At 62.3% G+C, this 23,354-nt stretch carries 21 protein-coding genes; 13 read left to right on the top strand and 8 right to left on the bottom strand.

Going from position 1 to position 23,354, the window contains the following annotated elements; translation table 11 throughout:
* Positions 1-125: 125 nt before the first annotated feature.
* Entirely contained in the window at positions 126-2,642 is a 2,517-nt protein-coding gene (gene ptsP, locus BLL36_RS02320; RefSeq protein ID WP_076949854.1) for a phosphoenolpyruvate--protein phosphotransferase, read from the top strand.
* Between the two features lie 2 nt (positions 2,643-2,644).
* Positions 2,645-2,917, top strand: a complete 273-nt coding sequence (locus BLL36_RS02315; protein ID WP_076949853.1) for a PTS transporter subunit EIIB — start codon at positions 2,645-2,647, stop codon at positions 2,915-2,917.
* Positions 2,918-3,051: 134 nt separating this feature from the next.
* Here BLL36_RS02315 and mltF read toward each other — a convergent pair whose 3' ends face one another.
* A complete protein-coding gene (mltF, locus tag BLL36_RS02310) occupies positions 3,052-4,512 on the bottom strand; it encodes a membrane-bound lytic murein transglycosylase MltF (protein ID WP_076949852.1) in 1,461 nt (486 codons plus the stop codon).
* Positions 4,513-4,798: 286 nt separating this feature from the next.
* On the opposite strand from mltF, the gene purL reads away from it, so the two are divergent.
* The 6 genes from purL to BLL36_RS02280 all read left to right on the top strand — a co-directional run bounded on the left by purL (position 4,799) and on the right by BLL36_RS02280 (position 11,313).
* A complete protein-coding gene (gene purL / locus BLL36_RS02305) occupies positions 4,799-8,695 on the top strand; it encodes a phosphoribosylformylglycinamidine synthase (protein ID WP_076949851.1) in 3,897 nt (1,298 codons plus the stop codon).
* 4 nt (positions 8,696-8,699) lie between these two features.
* Positions 8,700-9,011: a hypothetical protein gene (locus BLL36_RS02300; RefSeq protein WP_057723934.1), complete on the top strand. Its 312-nt coding sequence runs from the start codon at positions 8,700-8,702 to the stop codon at positions 9,009-9,011.
* Between the two features lie 297 nt (positions 9,012-9,308).
* Positions 9,309-9,761: a hypothetical protein gene (locus BLL36_RS02295; RefSeq protein ID WP_076949850.1), complete on the top strand. Its 453-nt coding sequence runs from the start codon at positions 9,309-9,311 to the stop codon at positions 9,759-9,761.
* Positions 9,762-10,107: 346 nt separating this feature from the next.
* Positions 10,108-10,386, top strand: a complete 279-nt coding sequence (locus BLL36_RS02290; RefSeq protein ID WP_076949849.1) for a type II toxin-antitoxin system RelE/ParE family toxin — start codon at positions 10,108-10,110, stop codon at positions 10,384-10,386.
* Positions 10,387-10,399: 13 nt separating this feature from the next.
* Positions 10,400-10,687, top strand: coding sequence for a HigA family addiction module antitoxin (locus BLL36_RS02285; RefSeq protein WP_057013199.1), 288 nt, complete (start codon positions 10,400-10,402; stop codon positions 10,685-10,687).
* 356 nt (positions 10,688-11,043) lie between these two features.
* Positions 11,044-11,313 (top strand): DUF6124 family protein, encoded by a 270-nt coding sequence (locus BLL36_RS02280; protein ID WP_076949848.1) that lies wholly within the window; start codon positions 11,044-11,046, stop codon positions 11,311-11,313.
* 111 nt (positions 11,314-11,424) lie between these two features.
* Here BLL36_RS02280 and nagE read toward each other — a convergent pair whose 3' ends face one another.
* The 7 genes from nagE to BLL36_RS02245 all read right to left on the bottom strand — a co-directional run bounded on the left by nagE (position 11,425) and on the right by BLL36_RS02245 (position 19,910).
* Positions 11,425-13,122: an N-acetylglucosamine-specific PTS transporter subunit IIBC gene (nagE, locus tag BLL36_RS02275; protein ID WP_076949847.1), complete on the bottom strand. Its 1,698-nt coding sequence runs from the start codon at positions 13,120-13,122 to the stop codon at positions 11,425-11,427.
* A 26-nt stretch (positions 13,123-13,148) separates the two neighbouring features.
* Positions 13,149-15,659, bottom strand: a complete 2,511-nt coding sequence (ptsP, locus tag BLL36_RS02270) for a phosphoenolpyruvate--protein phosphotransferase (RefSeq protein WP_076949846.1) — start codon at positions 15,657-15,659, stop codon at positions 13,149-13,151.
* Between the two features lie 36 nt (positions 15,660-15,695).
* The gene (locus tag BLL36_RS02265; RefSeq protein ID WP_076949845.1) at positions 15,696-16,706 is read right to left on the bottom strand and encodes an SIS domain-containing protein; all 1,011 of its coding nucleotides are present in this window, start codon (positions 16,704-16,706) and stop codon (positions 15,696-15,698) included.
* Positions 16,699-17,805, bottom strand: a complete 1,107-nt coding sequence (nagA, locus tag BLL36_RS02260) for an N-acetylglucosamine-6-phosphate deacetylase (RefSeq protein ID WP_076949844.1) — start codon at positions 17,803-17,805, stop codon at positions 16,699-16,701. Before nagA ends, BLL36_RS02265 begins: the two co-directional genes overlap by 8 nt.
* 10 nt (positions 17,806-17,815) lie before the next feature.
* On the bottom strand, positions 17,816-18,574 hold the full coding sequence (locus BLL36_RS02255) for a GntR family transcriptional regulator (RefSeq protein ID WP_076949843.1): 759 nt from the start codon (positions 18,572-18,574) through the stop codon (positions 17,816-17,818).
* 263 nt (positions 18,575-18,837) lie between these two features.
* Positions 18,838-19,341, bottom strand: coding sequence for a L,D-transpeptidase family protein (locus tag BLL36_RS02250; protein ID WP_076949842.1), 504 nt, complete (start codon positions 19,339-19,341; stop codon positions 18,838-18,840).
* A 20-nt stretch (positions 19,342-19,361) separates the two neighbouring features.
* Positions 19,362-19,910, bottom strand: a complete 549-nt coding sequence (locus BLL36_RS02245) for an NUDIX hydrolase (protein ID WP_076949841.1) — start codon at positions 19,908-19,910, stop codon at positions 19,362-19,364.
* A gap of 146 nt (positions 19,911-20,056) precedes the next feature.
* On the opposite strand from BLL36_RS02245, the gene BLL36_RS02240 reads away from it, so the two are divergent.
* The 5 genes from BLL36_RS02240 (at position 20,057) to purT (ending at position 23,303) form a co-directional block, all read left to right on the top strand.
* Complete coding sequence (locus BLL36_RS02240) at positions 20,057-20,659, top strand: CoA pyrophosphatase (protein WP_076949840.1); 603 nt, start codon at positions 20,057-20,059, stop codon at positions 20,657-20,659.
* Positions 20,660-20,695: 36 nt separating this feature from the next.
* On the top strand, positions 20,696-21,220 hold the full coding sequence (locus BLL36_RS02235; protein WP_076949839.1) for a gamma carbonic anhydrase family protein: 525 nt from the start codon (positions 20,696-20,698) through the stop codon (positions 21,218-21,220).
* On the top strand, positions 21,217-21,432 hold the full coding sequence (locus BLL36_RS02230; RefSeq protein ID WP_076949838.1) for a DUF1289 domain-containing protein: 216 nt from the start codon (positions 21,217-21,219) through the stop codon (positions 21,430-21,432). The genes BLL36_RS02235 and BLL36_RS02230 overlap by 4 nt, the downstream gene beginning before the upstream one ends.
* A 152-nt stretch (positions 21,433-21,584) precedes the next feature.
* On the top strand, positions 21,585-22,052 hold the full coding sequence (locus tag BLL36_RS02225; protein WP_076949837.1) for a VUT family protein: 468 nt from the start codon (positions 21,585-21,587) through the stop codon (positions 22,050-22,052).
* A gap of 69 nt (positions 22,053-22,121) precedes the next feature.
* A complete protein-coding gene (purT, locus tag BLL36_RS02220; protein ID WP_076949836.1) occupies positions 22,122-23,303 on the top strand; it encodes a formate-dependent phosphoribosylglycinamide formyltransferase in 1,182 nt (393 codons plus the stop codon).
* The last annotated feature ends 51 nt before the right edge of the window (positions 23,304-23,354 follow it).

The raw sequence follows: 23,354 nt of genomic DNA, 5'->3' as shown, positions 1-23,354 counted from the left end.
CGGTATCCCAGTGGTACCGAGGTGATGCTATCGCAGGCAAGCCAGCTCCCACAGGTGCGGCGCTCTGGATCAAGCCTTTGTCCCCCGACCAGTGATTTTTACAAAACAAGACAGCAGGTGAAGCCATGACCGCAACTCAACCCCTGGAACTGCTGGCGCCTCTATCCGGTGTGCTGCTGGCGCTGGATAAGGTGCCCGACCCGGTGTTCTCCAGCCGTCTGATCGGTGACGGCCTGTGCATCGACCCCACCTCGCAGACCCTCTGCGCGCCGCTGGCCGGGGTGATCAGCAATATCCAGGATAGTGGCCATGCGCTCAGCATCACCGCCGACAACGGCGTTCAGGTGCTGTTGCATATCGGCCTGGACACCGTGAACCTGGCGGGCCAGGGCTTCACCCGGCGGGTGCAGGAAGGCCAGCGGGTGGAAGCCGGGCAAGCGCTGGTCGAATTCGATGCCGACTACGTGGCGCTCAACGCGCGCAGCCTGCTGACCCTGATGCTGGTGGTCAGTGGCGAGCCGTTTACCGTACTGGCAACTGACCTTGTAGAAACCGGTCAGCCACTGATGCAGTTATCCCCAGCACTGTCCGTTGAAGCGCTGGACGAAGAGGAGGGCGATGCGCTGTTCTCCAGGCCTGTGACCCTGCCCAACGCCAACGGATTGCACGCGCGCCCGGCGGGGGTGTTCGCCCAGGCGGCGAAGGGGTTCACGGCGAGTATTTACCTGCACAAGCAAACCCAGAGCGCCAACGCCAAGTCGCTGGTGGCGATCATGGCGCTGCAAACCGTGCAGGGCGATTCCTTGCAAGTGAGTGCGGCGGGGGAAGACGCCGAGGCGGCGATCAACGTGCTGGCTGCCTTGTTGGCTGACGGCTGTGGCGAGGCGGTGGCGCGCACGGCGGAGCCGGTCGCAACGGTGTTGTCGACGACGTTGCTGCGCGGCGTGTGTGCATCGCCGGGTTCGGCCTTTGGTCAGGTCGTTCAAGTGACCGAACCCGAGCTGGATATCACTGAAGCGGGGGCCGGCGAAGCGTTTGAACGTGCCGCGTTGGCGCGGGGCCTGCGGACTGCAACTGAAGCGCTGCAGGCCTTGCAAGACAAGGCTGCTGGCGGTGCCCAGGCGGACATTTTCCGTGCCCACCAGCAATTGCTCGAAGACCCGACCTTGCTGGACCAGGCCCATGGCCTGCTGGCGGAAGGCAAGAGTGCCGCCTTTGCCTGGAACCGTGCCACGGTCGCCACCGCCAAACTGTTCCAGGGTTCGGGCAATGCGTTGCTTGCCGAACGTGCGGCCGACCTGGCTGACGTCGGCCAGCGCGTGCTGAAACTGATCCTGGGTATTACGGACAGTGCCTGGGACTTGCCGGAGCGCGCGATACTGATCGCCGAGCAACTGACGCCTTCGCAGACCGCCGGCCTGGATACACGCAAGGTGCTGGGGTTTGTCACCGTCGGCGGCGGCGCGACCAGCCACGTCGCGATTCTGGCCCGCGCCCTCGGGCTGCCAGCTATTTGCGGGGTTTCCGCCCAGGTCCTGGACTTGGCCAATGGCAAGCAGGTGCTGCTGGACGCCGACAAAGGCGAGTTGCACCTGGACCCGGACCTGGCCGATATCGAGCAACGGGAAGCGGCGCGCCAGCAACAGGCGCTGCGTCACCAGCGCGACGTGGCGCAAGCGTTCTTACCGGCAACCACCCGCGACGGTCATCACATTGAAGTCACCGCCAACGTTGCCTCGTTGCAGGAAGTGCAGCAGTCGTTGAGCCTTGGCGGCGCAGGCGTCGGCCTGTTGCGTTCGGAGTTTCTCTACCTGGACCGCAACCGCGCGCCGAGCCCCGACGAACAAGCGGCGACCTACACGGCAATCGCCTGCGCCCTGGGCGGTGAGCGCAACCTGGTGGTGCGCACCCTGGATGTCGGTGGCGACAAACCCTTGGCCTATGTGCCGATGGACGCCGAGACCAACCCATTCCTCGGCCTGCGCGGTATTCGCCTGTGCCTGGAGCGCCCGCAACTGCTGCGCGAACAGTTCCGCGCGATCCTTGCCAGTGCCGGTTTTGCGCGACTGCATATCATGTTGCCGATGGTCAGCCTGCTGTCGGAGTTGCACTTGGCGCGCGCAATGCTTGAAGAGGAGGCGCTGGCGCTCGGGCTCACCGAGTTGCCGAAGCTGGGCATCATGGTTGAAGTGCCGTCTGCCGCGTTGATGGCGGATGTCTTCGCGCCCCATGTGGATTTTTTCTCGATTGGCACCAACGACCTGACCCAATACACCCTGGCCATGGACCGCGACCACCCGCGCCTGGCGAGCCAGGCCGACAGCTTCCACCCGGCGGTGCTGCGGCTGATCGCCACCACCGTCAAGGCCGCCCATGCCCACGGCAAATGGGTAGGCGTCTGCGGTGCGTTGGCATCCGAGGCGTTGGCGGTACCGGCGTTGATCGGGTTGGGGGTGGATGAACTCTCGGTCAGCGTGCCGTTGATCCCCACCATCAAGGCGACCGTGCGTGAATTGAACCTGGCCGACTGCCGGGTCATCGCCCGCCAGGTACTGGGCCTGGAAGAAGCCGGTCAGGTGCGTGAGGCTTTGCGCCTGTACCACGCCGCCACCGTTGAAACCTTATCTGTCGTGGAGCACTGAGCATGTTCGAGAAATTGCAAAGGGCGTTCTGGAAGGCGCTGACCCCGGATTTGATCGCCGAAACCGCAGCAGCGCCGGGTGTGTTGTCGGCGGATGTGCTGAGTGCGCTGGGCGGCGCGGGCAACCTCAAGTCGCAGCAGCGTGTGGCGCTGACGCGGGTGCGGGTGCAATTGCTGGATGTTGCGAAGTGTGATGCTGTGGCCTTAAAGGCTGCGGGGGTGCCGGGAATGATGGTATTGACGGGCGGGGTAGTGCATCTGCTCACCGGTCTCTAAAGCCAATGGAGATCAAACTGTGGGAGCTGGCTTGCCTGCGATAGCATCACCTCGGTGCGACAAATACACCGAGGTGTCTGTATCGCAGGCAAGCCAGCTCCCACATGGGTTTTGTGGTGTATGAAAAAGCGCGTTTACAACTGGGGGGTATCTTCCGGCGGCTTGGTCTTATCCACCCCCGGCACATGCAAGTTGCCTTCGACCACTTGGTTACCCTCCAGCTGCGGCTGGGTCACCCAGGTCAGGATGTCGTAGTACCGCCGGATGTTCGCCACAAAGTGCACCGGCTCGCCGCCGCGCGCATAGCCGTAGCGGGTCTTGCTGTACCACTGCTTCTGCGACAGGCGCGGCAGCATCTTCTTCACGTCCAGCCATTTGTTCGGGTTCAGGCCCTCACGCTTGGCCAGGGTGCGCGCGTCTTCCAGGTGGCCGGTGCCGACGTTGTAGGCGGCGAGGGCGAACCAGGTGCGATCCGGCTCCTTGATGCTGTCGTCCAGTTCGTCCTTGATCTTGGCCAGGTACTTGGCGCCGCCCATGATGCTTTGCTTGGGGTCCAGACGGTTGGACACGCCCATTGCCTGGGCGGTGTTCTGGGTCAGCATCATCAGGCCGCGCACGCCGGTCTTGGAGGTGACGGCCGGCTGCCACAGCGATTCCTGGTAACCGATGGCGGCCAACAGGCGCCAATCGACCTTTTCTTCCTTGGCATAGGCGCGGAAGTGTTTCTCGTATTTGGGCAAGCGTTGCTGCAGGTGCTGGGCGAAGGTGTAGGCGCCCACATAGCCGAGTACATCGACGTGCCCGTAATAGCGATCTTTCAGGCGCTGCAACGTGCCGTTCTTCTCGACTTTATCCAGGTAACTGTTGATTTCGTTGAGCAGGCTGTTGTCTTCACCGGCCGCCACGGCCCAGCTCTGGTTGCTGGCGTCGCCCAGGTCGAACGCCACGCGCACGTTGGGGAAGTACACCTGGTTCATCGCCACTTCGTTGGAGTCCACCAGGGTCAGGTCGATTTGCCCTTCGTCCACCATGCGCAGCAGGTCGACCACCTCAACGGCATCGGATTCTTCGTATTCAATCGCGGGATTCTGCTTTTTAAGCGCCGCCAACTGTTCGGCGTGGGTGCTGCCCTTGAGCACCATGATCTTCTTGCTCACCAGGTCCGCCGCGTTCGTCGGGCGCGATTGGCCGTTGCGGTAGATGATCTGCGGGGTCACTTCCAGATAAGGGTGCGAGAAACGGACCTGCGCCTGGCGCTGTTCGCTGCTGACCAGGCCGGCGGCTGCGAGAACCGGGCCGTTGGGTTTGCCCAACTGGCCGAACAGGTCGTCGAGGTTGTCGGCGGTCTCGATTTCAAGCTTTACCCCCAGGTCATCGGCAAAACGCTTGACCAGTTCGTATTCGAAACCGGTTTCACCGTTGCGGTCCTGGAAATACGTAGCCGGACTGTTCCGGGTGATCACCCGCAATACGCCATCCTCCTTGATTCGCTCGAGCGTGCTGGGTTTATCAACACAGGCGCTGAGCATCAGGAAGAGTCCGGTGGCGATGAGCCATTTGGCGCATCGCGGGCGCAAAGCAGTTGGGGAGAACATCTGCGCAGTATACGCAAACGGCCCACGGCGCCATATCTCGACAGCGCGGGACTTGTCTGCTAGCGCCTGCAAAACTGTGCTGCAGCCCGCAGAAACGCGGCTTGGCGCACGATTGTGACGGTTAAAATAACTGTGCGGAATGCCCCATATGGGCCTTTGAACGAGGTGTAATCCGGCCAACTGACGTCCGGCGGCGGCCACCGGTAGCGTTTCGGGTGCCGTTGGCGGCGGTTTACGCTAGAATGCACGGCCTCAAAGCACACCCCTTCCCGAGGCTGTCCCGAAGATGTTGATCCTGCGCGGCGCTCCTGCCCTTTCTGCCTTTCGCCACAGCAAACTCCTTGAGCAACTGAGCCAAAAGGTTCCAGCGGTTACAGGCCTGTATGCTGAATTTGCTCACTTCGCCGACGTGGACGGCGTGTTGACCGCCGACGAACAGCAAGTGCTGGCACGCCTTCTGAAGTACGGCCCGAGCGTTCCCGTTCAAGAGCCGACCGGCCGCTTGTTCCTGGTTCTGCCACGGTTCGGTACCATCTCGCCGTGGTCGAGCAAGGCCAGCGACATCGCCCGCAACTGCGGCCTGGCGAGCATCCAGCGCCTGGAGCGTGGTATCGCCTTCTACGTCGCCGGCCAGTTCAGCGAGGCCGACGCCGAGCTGATCGCCAGCAGCCTGCACGACCGCATGACCCAGATCATCGTCAGCCAGCTGGAACAGGCTGCCGGCCTGTTCAGTCACGCCGAGCCCAAGCCGCTCACCGCGATTGACGTGCTCGGCGGTGGCCGCGCCGCCCTCGAGAAGGCCAACACCGAACTGGGCCTGGCCCTGGCCGAAGACGAGATCGACTATCTGGTCACTGCCTTCAATGGCTTGAAGCGCAACCCCCACGACATCGAACTGATGATGTTCGCCCAGGCGAACTCCGAGCACTGCCGTCACAAGATCTTCAACGCCAGTTGGGACATCGACGGCCAGAGCCAGGAAAAAAGCCTGTTCGGCATGATCAAGAACACCTACGTGATGCACAGCGAAGGCGTTCTGTCGGCTTATAAGGACAACGCCTCGGTGATCGTCGGCAGCGTCGCCGGCCGTTTCTTCCCGGACCCTGAGACCCGCCAGTACGGCGCGGTGCAAGAGCCCGTGCACATCCTGATGAAGGTCGAAACCCACAACCACCCGACCGCGATTGCCCCGTTCCCGGGCGCAGCCACCGGTTCCGGCGGCGAGATCCGTGACGAAGGCGCCACCGGCCGTGGCGCCAAGCCCAAGGCGGGCCTGACCGGTTTCACCGTGTCCAACCTGCAGATTCCGGGTTTCGAACAGCCGTGGGAAGTGCCCTACGGCAAACCCGAGCGCATCGTCACCGCGCTGGACATCATGATCGAAGGCCCGCTGGGCGGCGCCGCGTTCAACAACGAGTTCGGGCGCCCGGCGCTGACCGGCTACTTCCGCACCTTCGAACAATCCATCACCACCCCGCGTGGCGATGAAGTACGCGGTTACCACAAGCCGATCATGTTGGCCGGCGGCATGGGCAACATCCGTGAAGAACACGTCAAGAAAGGCGAGATCCTGGTCGGCTCCAAGCTGATCGTGCTCGGCGGCCCGGCCATGTTGATCGGCCTGGGCGGGGGCGCGGCCTCCTCCATGGCCACCGGCACCAGCTCGGCCGACCTGGACTTCGCTTCGGTACAGCGCGAAAACCCGGAGATGGAGCGCCGCTGCCAGGAAGTCATCGACCGTTGCTGGCAGTTGGGTGACAAGAACCCGATCAGCTTCATCCACGACGTCGGCGCCGGCGGTTTGTCCAACGCCTTCCCGGAACTGGTCAACGATGGCGAGCGTGGTGGCCGTTTCGAACTGCGCAACATTCCAAACGACGAGCCGGGCATGGCCCCGCACGAAATCTGGAGTAACGAATCCCAGGAACGCTACGTACTGGCCGTCGGCCCTGAAGATTTCGCACGCTTCCAGGCCATCTGCGAACGCGAGCGCTGCCCGTTTGCAGTAGTTGGCGAAGCCACTGCCGAGCCGCAATTGACGGTCACCGACAGCCACTTCGGCAACAGCCCGGTGGACATGCCGCTCGAAGTGCTGCTGGGCAAAGCCCCGCGCATGCACCGTTCGGCGGTACGTGAAGCCGAGCTGGGTGATGATTTCGACCCAAGCATCCTGGAACTGGCCGACAGCATTGAACGCGTGCTGCACCACCCGGCCGTGGCGAGCAAAAGCTTTTTGATCACCATCGGCGACCGCACCATCACCGGCCTCGTGGCCCGTGACCAAATGGTCGGCCCGTGGCAGGTGCCGGTGGCCGACGTTGCCGTCACCGCCACCAGCTTCGACGTTTACACCGGTGAAGCCATGGCCATGGGCGAGCGTACGCCGCTGGCCCTGCTGGACGCCCCGGCGTCGGGCCGCATGGCGATTGGTGAAACCCTCACCAACATCGCCGCGTCGCGCATCGGCAAGCTGTCCGACATCAAACTGTCGGCCAACTGGATGTCGGCCGCTGGCCACCCAGGTGAAGACGCGCGCCTGTACGACACCGTCAAGGCTGTCGGCATGGAGCTGTGCCCTGAGCTGGGCATCACCATTCCGGTGGGCAAGGACTCCATGTCCATGGCCACCCGTTGGAACGAAGACGGCACCGACAAGAGCGTCACCTCGCCGCTGTCGCTGATCGTCACCGGTTTTGCGCCGGTCACCGATATCCGCCAGACCCTGACCCCGCAACTGCGCATGGACAAGGGCACCACCGACCTGATCCTGATCGACCTGGGCCGTGGCCAGAACCGCATGGGCGCCTCGATCCTGGCGCAAACCCACGGCAAGCTCGGCAAACACGCGCCGGACGTCGACGACGCCGAAGACCTCAAGGCCTTCTTCGCCGTGATCCAGGGCCTCAACGCCGACGGCCACCTGCTGGCTTACCACGACCGTTCCGACGGTGGTTTGCTGACCAGCGTGGTCGAAATGGCCTTCGCCGGTCACTGCGGCCTGAACATCGTGCTCGACAGCGTTGCCGAGGACGCCGCCGAGATCAACGGCATCCTGTTCAACGAAGAGTTGGGCGCCGTGATCCAGGTGCGCCAGGACGCGACCCCGGACGTACTCGCCCAATTCAGCGCCGCCGGCCTGGACGACTGCGTGGCGGTGATCGGTCAGCCGATCAACAACGGTGAGGTCAACATCTCCTTCAACGGCGACACCGTGTTCGCCGGCCAGCGCCGTCTGCTGCAACGCCAGTGGGCCGAGACCAGCTACCAGATCCAGCGCCTGCGCGACAACGTCGACTGCGCCGAGCAGGAATTCGACGCGATCCTGGAAGAAGACAACCCTGGCCTGAGCACCATGCTCAGCTTCGACGTCAACCAGGACGTCGCAGCGCCTTACATCAAGAAGGGCGTCCGCCCACAAGTTGCCGTGCTGCGTGAGCAGGGCGTCAACGGCCAGGTCGAAATGGCGGCGGCGTTTGACCGTGCCGGCTTCAATGCGATCGACGTGCACATGAGCGACATCCTCGCCGGTCGCGTTGACCTCAATGAGTTCAAAGGCCTGGTGGCCTGCGGCGGTTTCTCCTACGGCGATGTGCTGGGTGCCGGTGAAGGCTGGGCCAAGTCGGCCCTGTTCAACAGCCGTGCCCGCGATGCGTTCCAGGGCTTCTTCGAACGTAACGACAGCTTCACCCTGGGTGTGTGCAACGGTTGCCAGATGATGTCCAACCTCAGCGAACTGATCCCGGGCAGTGAGTTCTGGCCGCACTTTGTGCGTAACCGTTCCGAGCAGTTCGAAGCCCGCGTGGCCATGGTGCAGGTGCAGGAATCCAACTCGATCTTCCTGCAAGGCATGGCCGGTTCGCGCATGCCGATCGCCATCGCCCACGGTGAAGGCCATGCCGAGTTCGCCAGCGAAGAAGCGCTGCTCGAAGCCGACTTGTCCGGCACTGTGGCCCTGCGCTTTGTCGATAACCACGGCAAGGTCACCGAGAGCTACCCGGCCAACCCGAACGGCTCGCCGCGCGGGATCACCGGCCTTACCAGCCGCGACGGCCGCGTGACCATCATGATGCCGCACCCGGAGCGCGTATTCCGCGCCGTGCAGAACTCGTGGCGCCCGGAAGAGTGGAACGAAGACGGCGCCTGGATGCGCATGTTCCGCAACGCGCGCGCGTGGGTGAACTAAGGCCGTGTACAAGCTCGCCTTCTTCGTACCCGACAGCCACGTGGAGACGGTGAAAACCGCCGTCTTCGCAGCGGGTGGCGGGCGCATCGGCAACTACGACCACTGCGCCTGGCAAGTGCCGGGCCAGGGCCAATTCCGCGCGTTGGACGGCAGTCAGCCGTTTATCGGGCAGGTCGGCCAGGTTGAAGTGGTTGAGGAATGGAAGGTTGAGCTGGTGGTGGCGGATGAGTTGATTGTGGCTGTCGTGGCTGCCTTGAAGCTGAGCCACCCGTATGAGACACCGGCGTATGAGGTGTGGCAGTTGGCGGATTTTTGATTCGCACGCTGTAGAAACAAGAAACCCGCCGGGCCAGTTTGGCCGGCGGGTTTTTTGTTGGCTGCGAGGGCCTCATCGCGGGCAAGCCCGGCTCCCACATTTGACCGAGTTCCAACTTTGGAATGCCATTAACTGTGGGAGCGGGCTTGCCCGCGATGGCGTCCGCACAGGCGCCCCAGAACTTTCCCACAAGCCTTTCAGGTTGTCCCTCGGAACCTGGCTCAATAGCCTTCTTCGGTCGCTGTCAGTTCAGTGACCGGGATGATCATATCTTGCACGATTATCTGGAGACTGCAGATGGCGAAGCCTTTTAGCGATCCCGCCCTCTCGTCCGCCTTGGACACACTGGTCAAAAGCCCTTTGAATCAGGCTGATGACGATGCCCTTGTCAGTGCAGCGAAAGCTGTGTGGTATTCGGATGCGAATCTTTTGGACGAGGTGATGGCGTTTCTGGAGGAGCACTCCAGTGAGATGGAGCTTCGTCGCGCAGGTTATTTGCTTGAGCGCTTTACACGCTTTTCGTGTGCGCCAGATGGTCGGGTGAAGGAGGCGTTGAAGGCGCTTGAGCAGTTTTCAGCGTCAGCTTCCAAGCAAGACGTGAAACCACAAGGCGCTGTTGCGCTGCGCAGTCGTCGTGATGACCTGGCAGTGTCCTGGGGACTGAGTGAGGGGCTGGGGTTGAAGGCTCAAGCGCTGATGCCCTTCCAGACTCGCCATTACGAAGCGGAACAACGTACGGCGTCTGCCTAGACGCAGATTACAAAAATAACGAGAGTGTGAAACAGGAAACCCGCCGGGCCAGTTTGGTCAGCGGGTTTTTTGTTGTCTGTGATGGCCTATTCGCGAGCAAGCCCGCTCCCACATTTGATCGAGTTCCAACTTTGGAATGCTGTCAACGGTGGGAGCGGGCTTGCCCGCGATGGCGTCCGCACAGGCGCCTCAGAACTTTCCGACAACCCTTTCAGGTTGTCCCTCGGAACCTGGCTCTCTAGCCTCCCTGCTTTGAATTTACTCGGCGGTGGGGTGATATGAATCTGACGAACAGAACCGATATGCGGCTGTTGCAGAGTGTGATGCATCACATCACAATCGCGGCATGATCGTTAGCTGGAAACATAAAGGCCTTCGCGTCTTTTATGAAACGGGCTCAACGAAAGGGATAAACGCGAGCCATGTGAATCGCCTGCGCCGTGTCCTGCTGATTTTAGACAGTGCGAGTCACTGGAGCGATCTGGAATTGCCGGGTTGGCGCTTCCATCGTCTGAAGGGGGATCTTGTCGACTATTGGTCAGTGAGCATCAGTGGAAACTGGCGCATCATTTTTCGCATTTATGGTGATCAAGTCGAGCTGGTCGACTATCTCGATTACCACTGAGAGGAGTCTGTTTATGGGTATGCACAATCCTCCTCATCCAGGGGAAATACTGCTCGAAGATGTTATTCCGGGTCTTGGAATGACTATCACTGAAGTGGCGCGACGCTTGGGTTTCGCCAGGGAGACCTTTTCAAGAATTCTTCATGGGCACGCGCCTGTCAGTCCTGATCTGGCGGTACGGCTTGAGCGCGCGGGTATCAGCAAGGCCCAGATGTGGCTATCGATGCAGAGCAGCTATGACCTGTGGCAGGCAGAACATCGAGAACAGCCTGTTATTGAGCGGTTTGCTCGGGTTGAGTAAATGAGATCAAAGAACCCGGCATAGAGTGGGTTTTTGTTGTGTGCTGGATCTACAGCTCTCGGAGATTTCCGACAAACCTTTCAGGTTGTCCGTCGGAACTCGCACAACTAACCTTCGCCAGTCGCTGCCAATTCAGTGACCGGGACTGCAAGCCCGCCGATAGTTTGTTAGTGCTCAACAGCACGCCTATAATCATGCCGCTTTCATAAAGTGGTTCGAGTCATGGTGGCTGTGTGCGGGAGACCCTCGGGTCTGCCGGGGTTCCTAACAACTCGGTCTTGCAGGCCCGTACACAGCTGCCACCCATCATCTGCAAGTGATGTCGGTAGCTCCCACTTTTTGTTAGGAATTTTGCAATGATCAAAGACAGCCCAAATCCCCCATCTGATTCCCCACCCAGCGACCAAATTTTCACCGTGCTCCCCAACCTGAACAGCGAAACCCTGCTCGCCAATGCCTCCCAGGACCTGGCATCAGTACAGGCGCTGGCAAGTAACCTGGCTTTTGATATCGACGGCCCCCAGCGCGACGCCGTGCTGGGGGTTCATCGGATGGTAGAGGGCATCCAGTTGATGGTGGATCGGGTGTTGGACCTTCACGAAGTTTCAGCACCCACCGCCAACTGATCGTTCCCATGCTCCGCGTGGGAATGCATCCCGTGACGCTCTGCGTCACCCTTGCGCAGGGCGGGACGCGGAGCGTCCGGGGCGGCATTCCCACGCAGAGCGTGGGAACGATCAGGCGTCGACTGGACGAGTAAGCAACCGCTCCAACGCTTCACCCAACCCGGACGCCTTGTCACCAATCAACAGGTGCCAAACACCGCTCTCAAGCTGGCTCACCCCTTGGCATCCTAGTGCGGTCAGATCAATTTCAGATAACACCGAATTATCCCCCAATTCCACCCGCAACCGGGTCATCGCCACCGCTTCCAGTTGGCGCACATTCGCGCGACCACCCAAAGCGCTCAGCCATTTGTCAGCTTCCTGCATATTCACCGTCAGCGGCTTATCCACAGGCGCAGCCGTCACCGGTGCGCTGGCAACAAACGACGGCATCGCCAAGCGAATCTCATCAGCAATGCTGTCCGCCATCGGGCCAACTACCACCTGCAGACTCCCGCCGTTCCCCGGCCGAACCACGGCCATGGCGCCGAGCGCTTTCAACTCCGCGTCCACCGCCTTGTTACGATCCACCATGTCCAAGCGCAGACGCGTAGTGCAAGCGCCGACACTGAGCAGATTCTGCGCGCCGCCCAGCGCCTGGATATAAGCCGTGGCTCGCTGGTTATCCGTCATCACCTCAGCCTGCGCGACCTGGATATCTTCACGCCCCGGCGTCTTGAGGTTGAACCGGCGAATGCAGTAGTTGAACACGCTGTAATAGATCAGCGCATACGCCAACCCCACCGGGAGCACCAGCCAACCATTGGTCGACTTACCCCAGCCCAGCACCATGTCGATAAACCCGCCGGAGAAGGTAAAGCCCAAGTGGATATTCAGCATATTGGTGACCGCCATCGACAGGCCGGTGAGCACCGCATGGATGAGATACAGAAATGGTGCCAGAAACATGAACGCAAATTCGATCGGCTCCGTCACCCCGGTCAAGAACGAGGTCAGTGCCATCGACAGGAAAATTCCGCCCATCACTTTGCGCCGCTCCGGCAGGGCATTGCGGTACATCGCCAAACACGCAGCCGGCAGGCCGAACAGCATCACCGGGAACATGCCGGTCATGAACTGGCCGCCTTTCGGGTCGCCAGCGAAGTAGCGGGTCAGGTCGCCCGTCACCACCGCGCCGGTTGCCGGGTCGGTGAAGGTGCCGAACACGAACCACGCCATATTGTTGAGGATGTGGTGCAAGCCAGTGACGATCAGTAGGCGGTTGAACACGCCAAACACGAACGCGCCGAGGCTGCCGCTTTCCATCAGCAACACGCCGAAGCTGTTGATGCCCTGCTGGATCGGCGGCCAGATCAGGCCAAAGATCACACCCAGACCCACCGCTGAAAACCCGGTGACAATCGGCACAAACCGCCGCCCGCCGAAGAACGCCAGGTATTCCGGCAGCTTGATGTCCTTGAAGCGGTTGTACAGCCCGCCGGCCATCAACCCGCTGGCGATCCCGGCGAGCATGCCCATGTTGATGGAAGTGTCCATCACCTTGAGCGTGGAGATCATCACCAGGTAGCCAATCGCGCCAGCCAAGCCCGCCGTGCCGTTGTTATCGCGGGCGAAACCCACGGCGATGCCGATGGCGAAGATCAGCGCGAGGTTGGCGAAAATCGCCTGCCCGGCATCGTGCATCACCGCGATATTCAACAGATCGGTGTCGCCCAGGCGCAGCAACAGGCCGGCGATCGGCAAAATCGCAATCGGCAGCATCAGTGCACGGCCCAGGCGTTGCAGGCCTTCGATAAAGTGTTGGTACATGGCGTGTCTCCCTATTCTTGTTGTTTTCAGCTCAGCGGCCAGTGGTGTTGACAGGCTTGGCGAACCGCCTTGGCGCTGCTCAGATCGAGCAGGCCCTGGCTGAGTTGCCGGCAGTGCGCCGCGTCCAGGTGGCGGACACGGTCCTTGATTTCGCCGATCTGCGGCGGGCTCACCGACAGCTCGGTAACCCCCAGGCCGACCAGCACCGGCGTGGCCAGCGGGTCGGAGGCGAGGGCGCCGCACACGCCGACCCAGCGCCCGTGTTTCGCCGCGCCGGCGCAGGTTTGCGCGATCAGCCGCAGCAAGGCCGGGTGCAGCGCATCGACGCGGGCGGCGAGGCCCGCGTGGTCGCGGTCCATGGCCAGGGTGTACTGGGACAGGTCATTGGTGCCGATGGACAGGAAGTCCGCATGCTTGGCCAACTGCTCGGCCATCAGCGCAGCGGCGGGCACCTCGATCATCACGCCCAGTTCGGGACGCTGCGTCAGTTCCAATTCCACGCAAAGCTCATCCAGGCGCTGGCGGATCTGCAGCAATTCATCTACTTCGCTGACCATTGGCAACAGGATGCGGCAACGCTCCAACGGGGAGACTTGCAGCAACGCGCGCAGTTGCTGGTCGAGCAGGTCGGGACGCACCTGAGCCATGCGAATACCGCGCAGGCCCAACACCGGGTTGGCCTCCACCGGCAGTGGCAGGTAATCGAGCTGTTTGTCGCCGCCCACGTCGATGGTGCGGATGATCACCGGTTTGTCGCCCATGGCATCCAGCACGGCTTGATAGGCGTGGCGCTGCTCCTGTTCATCCGGCGCGGTGCGGCGGTCGACGAAAAGGAATTCGGTGCGCAGCAGGCCGACGCCATCGGCGCCGTTTTCAAAGGCCAGCTGGGCCTCGGCGCTGGAGGCGACATTGGCGGCGACGTCGATGTTCACGCCATCGGTGGTGCACGCCGGCGCTTGGGCTTGGGCCTGTTGCTGTTGGCGGCGCAATTTCTGCGCGTCGCGAATCTGGTGCACCTCGGCGTGACGCGCGTCGCTGGGTTGCAGTTCCAGCCGGCCGTTGACGGCGTCCAGCACGACGCGCTGGCCTTGGGGTACATCCAGGACTTCGGCGCCCAGTGCAACCACGCAGGGCAAGCCTTTGCCACGGGCCAGGATCGCTACATGGGAAGTCGCGCCGCCCTCGGCCATGCAGATACCGGCGGCTTCTTGCGCGCTCAGTTGCAGCAAATCGGACGGGGTCAATTCATGGGCGCTGACGATCGCCCCTGCGGGCAATTCGAAGTGCCAGGCTTCGCCCAGCAGCGCACGTAACACACGCTGTTGCAGATCACGCAGGTCATTGGAGCGTTCGGCAAACAGCGGTTTGCCCAGGGCCAGCAAGACTGCGCACTGCGCTTGAATGGCATCGCGCCAGGCATGAGTCGCCGCGCTGCCTTTTTCGATCGCGCCTGTCGCCGCGTCCAACAGGGCCGGGTCTTCCAATAGCGCGAGGTGCGCTGCGAAGATGTCCTCTTCCTCGACGTTTTTGCGCTGGCGAGCGTGTTCAAGTGTCTTGCGGATTTCGCTGCGCACCTGTTCCAGCGCTGTGTCCAGGCGTTGCAGTTGTTCGTCGGCAGAATGGTTGCCGGTGTCGGCCGGCAGTTCGATACCCGTCAAGCGAAACAGCGGACCGCACGCCAGTCCTGGCGCGGCGCACACACCTTGCAGCACGCCGACTTCGGTACTGACCTGGCGAGGAACAACGACGGCCGGTGCGTGGTGTTGTTCTTTGATGGCGGCAGTCAAGGCCGCGACCAATGCTTGCAGCGCCGCGTCGGCATCGTTGCCGCGACAGCTCACACGCACTTCATCACCTTCGCCGATCCCCAGGCCCATCAAGCCAATCAGGCTGTCGCACGAGGCCGACTTGTCGCCAAACTGCAGCTGCGCCTGGCTGCTGAAACCCTGGGCGGTCTTGCGGATCAATGCGGCCGGACGTGCATGCAAGCCGCCGCGATGAGTGATACGTACCTGTGCGCTGGCTTCCTCCTCCGAGTTATCCACAGGCGCATGCGCCGAGGCGGGCGAGCGCGCCACGATCTGCAGCAACGGTTCACCGAGCTTGACCGTCTGCCCGGCGAGCGGCTGCAATTCAAAGCGTTCGCCATTGGTCAGGATGATCAGGCTGACCAGGCTTTTGCACTGGCGCGCGATACGGTCCAGATCGAACTGCACCAACGGCTGGCCCTTGCTGACGCGGGTCCCGTCTTTCACTAGCAAGGTAAAACCTTCGCCATTGAGTTCCACCGTGTCGATGCCCACATGCATCAGCACCTCGGCACCGTTGTCGGCACGAATGGTCAACGCATGCCCGGTGCGGGCGACATGGATGATCAGCCCGTCACACGGCGCGTGCAGGCAGTCATTCAGCGGGTCGATGGCAATGCCGTCGCCCATGGCTCCGCTGGCGAACACTTCGTCGGGAACACGGCCCAGGGTCAGCACCGGCCCGCTTAAGGGGGCGCCAAGGGTCAATGCATTATTGTTGTAAGACATGGGCACGGTACTCATCAGGAAAACACGGCAATCGACTCAGTGAGTGCGAGTGACTTTGCTTAGGTGGCGCGGTTGGTCCGGGTTCATGCCCCGGGCGACCGCCAGACCTGCCGCCATGACGTAGAAACTCTGGATCGCCAGGATCGGGTCCAGGCTGGGGTGTTCGGCGCGGCTCAGGGTCAGCTCGCGTTCGGCGATGTCGTCCGGCGCGGCCAGCAGCACGCGGGCGCCGCGCTGGCGCATGTCGGCGGCGAGGGTCAGCAGGCCGGCTTGTTCGGCGCCGCGTGGGGCGAATACCAGCAGCGGGTAATCCTTGTCGATCAGGGCCATCGGACCGTGGCGCACTTCGGCGCTGCTGAAGGCCTCGGCCTGGATCGCCGAGGTTTCCTTGAGCTTGAGCGCGGCTTCCTGGGCGATGGCAAAACCGGCGCCACGGCCGATAACCATCAATTGCCGGCAGTCGCGCAGGGCGTTAACCGCCTGCGACCAATCCTGCTGCGCGGCTTCGCGCAGGCCATCGGGCAGGGCGCGGCAGGCTTGCAGCAGCTCGGCCTCTTCGTTCCAGTGGCCAATCAACTGCGCGCTGGCGCTGAGGGTGGCGATAAAGCTTTTGGTCGCGGCCACGCTGAGTTCCGGCCCGGCGCACAGCGGCACATGAAATTCACAGGCGGTTTGCAGTGGCGAATCTTCAGCGTTGACCAGTGAAATGCTCAAGGCGCCGCGTTTGCGCAGCAGGCGCAGGCTGTCGACCAGGTCCGGGCTCTGGCCCGACTGGGAGAACCCGAACGCCACCTGGCCGCTGACTTTCATCGGCGCCTGCAACAAGGTCACCACCGACATCGGCAACGACGCCACCGGAATGCCCACATGCTGCATGGCCAGGTAGGCGAAGTAGCTGGCGGCGTGGTCCGAGCTACCCCGCGCGATGGTCATCGCCACGTGCGGCGGCTGGCGGCGCAGGCGGCCGGCGATTTCCTGCAAGGCCGGGTCCAGGCGCTGCAGTTGTGCCGCGACGGCGTCACAGGAGGCCAGAGCCTCTTCAAGCATTCTTGAACTCAATGGTTTCTCCTTCGACCATGACGTCGGTGAGTGTCAGGGAGCGGTCCAGGCGCACGCAGTCGGCAAAGCTGCCGGGTTGCAGGCGGCCGCGTTCTTCCAGGCCCAGGTAATCGGCGGGAAATTGCGACAGGCGTTGTGAGGCTTCGCTGAGGGGCAGGCCGATCTTCACCAGGTTGCGCAGCGCCTGGTCCATGGTCAGGGTGCTGCCGGCCAGGGTGCCGTCGGCCAGGCGCACGCCGCCCAGGCATTTGGTCACGGTGTGGCTGCCCAGCTTGTACTCGCCATCGGGCATGCCGGCGGCGGCGGTGGAGTCGGTGACGCAATACAGGCACGGAATCGCGCGCAGCGCCACGCGCATGGCGCCGGGGTGTACGTGGAGCAAGTCCGGGATCAATTCCGCGTACTTGGCATGGGCCAGCGCGGCGCCGACGATGCCCGGCTCGCGGTGATGCAGCGGGCTCATGGCGTTGTACAGATGCGTGAAGCTGGTGGCCCCGGCGGCGAGGGCCGCGACACCTTCTTCATAGCTGCCGAGGGTGTGGCCGATCTGCATGCGCACGCCGCGCTCGCTGAGGGCGCGGATCAGCGCATCGTGGCCGGCGATTTCCGGGGCGATGGTAATCACGCGGATCGGCGCCAGGCGCAGGTAGGCTTCCACTTCCGCCATCAGCGCGGTATGGGCGAAGTTGGGTTGGGCGCCGAGTTTGCCGGGGTTGATGTAGGGCCCTTCCAGGTGCACGCCAAGTACCCGAGCGCTGCCTGTAGGACGTTGCTTGCAAAATTTGCCGAGCTGGCCGAGCACGCTGGAAATTTCGTCCACCGGTGCGGTCATCGTCGTGGCCAGCAACGAGGTGGTACCAAAACGCACATGGGTGCGGGTAATCGTTTCGAAGGCCTCCAAGCCTTCCATGATGTCCTTGCCGCCGCCGCCATGCACATGCAGGTCGATAAAGCCCGGCAGCAGGTAGGGCAAATCGTTGTCGGCCGGGTCGCACGGCGTGCCTTCAATGGCGGTCACCTTGCCGTGCTCATGCACCAGGCGGCCGCGAATCCAGCCGTTGGGCGTGAGGATGTTGTCTTCGGACATGGGCAGTTCTCTAGAGGCGCAGTTCAGCGCAATAATCATCGCGGCGCAGCTCGGCGACGAAGTCGTAGTAGTCGTTGCGGCAGTAGGTGTCGGTGATTTCGATTGGCGTGTTGTCGGCGGTGTAGCCCACGCGGGTCATCAGCAGCATCGCGGTGCCGGGAGCGATGCCTACCAGCCTGGCGAACTCGTCCGAGGCATTGATCGCCTGGATGTGCTGCAAGGCGCGCACCACGGGTTTGCCGATGCCTTCCAGGTATTCGTACAGCGAGTGGCCGATGGCTTGCGGATGCGGCAGCACCGAGGCGGGCAGGGTGGTCATTTCAATCGCCATCACCGTGTCATCGGCCTTGCGCAAGCGCTTGAGGCGCGCCACTTTGTCGGCGGGCGACAACCCCAGGCGAATCAGTTCTTCGTGGGTCGGCTGGGTGATTTCCCGCTCCAGCCAGTGAGAGCTGGGCACAAAGCCCTTGAGCCGCAGCATTTCGCTGAACCCCGACAGGCGCGACAGCGGCTGTTCCAGGCGTGGCGAAATATAGGTGCCGGAGCCTTGATTGCGGCGGATCAGCCCCTGGGCAAACAACACTTCCAGCGCCTTGCGCGCGGTGACGCGCGAGATGCCCAGTTGCTCGCTCAGGACGCGTTCCGACGGCAGCGCCTGCTCGGATGTCCACTGGCCGGCGTGGATCGCCGCTTCCAGTTTGCGCGCCAATTGCAGGTACAGCGGCGTGGATTGCTTGTCGTCAGGGCGCAGGGCCAGGATGGAGTTCATCTGTCAGGTTTCCGATGCGGTTATTGGAGTGTTGTCGCCCGGTAATGGCCGGAAATTAATACCACTTAAATACCATGTCAATGCGGCCAAAACGGTGCAAGCACTGGTTTATGGGCCCTGCATTGGGGCTTCGTATCAAGTGGTATTAGAGAGGTCTTTAGCGCGCGCAGAACTGCGCAGCCCGCGTGGGCGAACTGGTATTCACCGGCGGGCACCGGGCGGGGCAGCAAATATTTTCGAATTATTTTACGAACGGTATGAGATTACGGACGAATCTCGATGAGGGTGCCATCTTTGACCAGATTCCAGACTTCGCGCATATCCACGTTGCGCATGCCGATGCAACCGTCGGTCCAGTCCAGGGTGTGGAACCACTGCTCCGGGTAATCCTCGGTGTCGGGAGTACCATGGATCATGATCATGCTGCCGGGCTTCACCCCTTCGCGGCGGGCGCGGGCGGCATCGCTGATGTTGGGGTAGGAAATGTGCATGGACAGGTTGAAGCGGTCACTGGTCTTGCGCCAGTCGATCCAATACAGGCCTTCCGGCGTGCGGCGGTCGCCCTCGATCAGCTTGTGGCCCTTGGGGTTCTTGCCCAGGGAGATGCGGTAGGTCTTGAAGGGCTTGCCGTCGTTGATCAACTGCAGTTGATGAGCGGACTTGAGCACCAGGACTTTTTCCACAGGCAGGACGCCCGGGGGTTGCAGGGTGGAGGCCGGGGCCAGCGTGGCGAACGACAGGCAGAGCAGGGCAAGCAGCCAACGCATTGAAAACGGTATCCGTGGTGTCATGGGGCGGGCTTGCCAAGCGGCGGCACGGCCTCGCTGCGCACCGGGAATGACCCAAGCCGGCGGTCGGCGAAGAAGTATTCCAGGGTACGCGCGACCGTGCGGAAAGCCAGCTCCGACCACGGGATGTCGGCTTCGTCGAACAACTGCACCTCAAGGCTTTCTATGCCTGCGGCGAAATCCAGGTCGAGCAGGTCGGCGCGGTAGAAGATATGCACCTGGTTGATGTGCGGCACGTCGATCAGCGTATAGATGCTCAGGTTCTGCACGCGGGCGCAGGCTTCTTCCAGGGTTTCGCGCAGGGCGGCCTGTTCGACGGTCTCGCCGTTTTCCATAAAGCCTGCGGGCAAGGTCCAGTAGCCCAGGCGCGGCTCGATGGCGCGGCGGCACAGCAGCACTTTACCGTCCCACACCGGGACGGTGCCGGCGACGATATTGGGGTTCTGATAGTGGATGGTCGAACAGTGATCACACACAAAGCGCAGACGGCCGTCGCCTTCGGGGATGCGCTGGGTAACCGGTTTACCGCACTGGCTGCAGAAATTCATGCTGGGGTTCCTGGAAAGTGCGCCTATCTTGGCGCGGCGGGCAGGGCGCTGCAAGTTGTCGTTTAGCGACACCACGCCGGTTTTGGGCTTGGGCACCCGCCCGCTTTGGTGCATGATGCAAGGTAGCCAACAGACCGAGATGACTCATGCTGGACGAGCTACTTCGCCGGGTAAGCAATCACACCCCCCACACGCTGGAAACCGACGGACGTTTCCCCGAGGCCGCGGTGCTGGTGCCGATTACCCGCAGTGACGAACCTGAGCTGATCCTGACCCTGCGCGCCAGCGGCCTGTCGACCCATGGTGGCGAAGTGGCCTTCCCCGGCGGGCGCCGCGATCCCGAAGACCCGGACTTAATCTTTACCGCGCTGCGCGAGGCCGAAGAAGAAATCGGCCTGCCGCCCGGACTGGTCGAGGTAATCGGCCCATTGAGCCCTTTGATCTCCCTGCACGGCATTCGGGTGACGCCTTACGTCGGCGTCATCCCCGATTACGTCGAGTACCTGGCCAACGATGCCGAGATCGCCGCGGTTTTCAGCGTGCCTCTGGACTTTTTCCGACAGGACCCGCGCGAACATACCCACCGCATCGATTACCAGGGCCGCAGTTGGTATGTGCCCAGCTATCGGTTCGGCGAATACAAGATCTGGGGGCTGACGGCGATCATGATCGTCGAGCTGATCAACCTGCTCTATGACGACGCCCAGATCAGCCTGCACCAGCCGCCCAAGAGTTCTATCAATATCTAAGCCATCGTTTAAATGGCAACGCCGTGAGGGAACACCATGAAATACCGCCTGGGCGACGCCCGCGTCGAGACGCATCCACAGAGCTGGGTGGCCCCCAATGCCACGCTGGTGGGCAAGGTCAGGCTGGAAGAGGGCGCCAACGTCTGGTTCAACGCGGTATTGCGTGGCGACAACGAACTGATCCTGATCGGCAAGAACAGCAACGTGCAGGACGGCAGCGTCATGCACACCGACATGGGTTACCCGCTGACCCTGGGCACCGGCGTGACCATTGGCCATAACGCCATGTTGCATGGGTGCACGGTGGGCGATTACAGCCTGATCGGCATCAATGCGGTGATCCTCAACGGCGCGAAGATCGGTAAACATTGCATCATCGGCGCCAATTCGCTGATCGGCGAAGGCAAGGAAATTCCCGACGGTTCGCTGGTGATGGGCTCGCCGGGCAAAGTGGTGCGTGAACTGACCGACGCGCAGAAGCGCATGCTCGAAGCCAGCGCCGCGCACTATGTGCATAACTCGCAGCGCTACGCGCGCGACCTGGTCGAGCAGGAAGAATGACGGCGGTTGAACGCCCGGTTGCGTCGCCCTGCGTGAGTATTTGCGCGCTGGACGATGACGATATCTGCACGGGTTGCCAGCGCACGGTGGACGAGATTACGCGCTGGAGCCGCATGGACAATGCCGAGCGCCGGGTGGTGTTGGGGTTGTGTCATGAGCGGGCGGTGGCGGGTGGGTTGGTGTGGATGACTCCCGGCAAATCTGGCGCCTGAGCCATTGCTATCGCAGGCAAGCCAGCTCCCACCTTTGATTTGTGAATGCATTCAAAATGTGGGAGCTGGCTTGCCTGCGATGAGGTCCTCCCGGACGACATATTTCTGATTGTGAAGTACCCTGTGCGGCATTACCCACAGGTCCATCCCCCATGCTCTTCCTGATCGCCTACATCAGCAGCGTCGTGCTGATCAATTTCGCCTTCTCCACCGCCCCGCACCTGGATGTCATCTGGTCCGCCTGGGGCGGCCTGGTGTTTATCCTGCGCGACATGGTGCAAACCCGCTTCGGCCACGGCGCGATCATCGCCATGCTGGCCGCGCTGGTGCTGTCGTATATCACCTCCGACCCCTCCATCGCCCTGGCCAGCGCCACGGCGTTCGCGGTGTCCGAATGCATCGACTGGCTGGTGTTCAGCATCACCAAGCGACCGCTCCACGATCGCCTGTGGATAAGTTCGGCGCTGAGCATCCCCCTCGATACCTTCATCTTCTTCGGCCTGATCGGCGCGCTGACCCCGGCGGTGGTGGGCACTGCCCTGGCGTCTAAGTTTGCCGGGGTCACGGCTGTGTGGCTGATCATGGCCTGGCGCATCCGCAAGCGGACCGTCGCCAACTGAGGCCAATTTTTACAGTTCATGTAAAATGCCGGCCTTTCTCCCCATGATCCGCTCCCCTGAGGACCTGAGATGACCCGAATCGGAACTCCATTGTCGCCAACCGCGACCCGCGTTTTGCTGTGTGGCTGCGGTGAGCTGGGCAAGGAAGTGGTAATCGAGCTGCAACGCCTGGGCGTTGAAGTGATTGCCGTGGATCGCTACGCCAACGCGCCGGCCATGCAGGTGGCGCACCGCAGCCACGTGATCAACATGCTCGACGGCGCCGCGCTGCGTGCCGTGATCGAAGCGGAAAAACCGCACTTCATCGTGCCGGAAATCGAAGCCATCGCTACCGCCACGCTGGTCGAGTTGGAAGCCGAAGGCTTCACCGTGATCCCGACCGCGCGCGCCACCTCGCTGACCATGAACCGTGAAGGCATCCGTCGCCTGGCCGCCGAAGAGCTGGACCTGCCGACCTCGCCGTACCACTTCGCCGACACCTTCGAAGACTACAGCAAGGCCGTGCAGGACCTGGGCTTCCCGTGTGTGGTCAAGCCGGTGATGAGTTCGTCGGGCAAAGGCCAGAGCCTGCTGCGCAACGTTGACGACGTGCAAGCAGCCTGGGACTACGCCCAGGAAGGCGGCCGTGCCGGTAAAGGCCGGGTGATCATCGAAGGCTTTATCGATTTCGACTACGAAATCACCCTGCTGACCGTGCGCCACATTGGCGGCACCACCTTCTGCGCGCCGGTTGGCCATCGCCAGGAAAAGGGCGACTACCAGGAATCCTGGCAGCCACAGGCCATGAGCCCGGTGGCCCTGGCCGAGTCCGAGCGCGTCGCCAAAGCGGTGACCGAGGCCCTGGGTGGTCGTGGTCTGTTTGGCGTGGAGCTGTTCATCAAGGGTGACCAGGTGTGGTTCAGCGAAGTCTCGCCGCGCCCGCATGACACGGGCCTGGTGACTCTGATTTCCCAGGACTTGTCGCAGTTTGCGCTGCATGCGCGGGCTATTCTCGGCCTGCCGATCCCATTGATCCGCCAGTTCGGGCCTTCGGCTTCGGCGGTTATTTTGGTGGAAGGGCAGTCGACCCAGACCGCCTTCGCCAACCTCGGCGCGGCGTTGAGCGAGCCGGACACGGCGTTGCGTCTGTTTGGCAAGCCTGAAGTGAACGGCCAGCGTCGGATGGGTGTGGCGTTGGCGCGGGATGAGTCGATTGACGCGGCTCGGGCCAAGGCGACCCGTGCTTCCAAGGCTGTCGTAGTAGAGCTGTAACCGAGGCGCGCCCATCGCAGGCAAGCCAGCTCCCACATTTTGAGGTGTGAA

The sequence above is a fragment of the Pseudomonas cedrina subsp. cedrina genome, assembly GCF_001983175.1.
In the GTDB taxonomy this organism is placed as follows: Bacteria; Pseudomonadota; Gammaproteobacteria; order Pseudomonadales; family Pseudomonadaceae; genus Aquipseudomonas; species Aquipseudomonas cedrina.
Note: the sequence above shows the minus strand (reverse complement) of the source record. Positions and strands in the feature narration are given on the sequence as shown.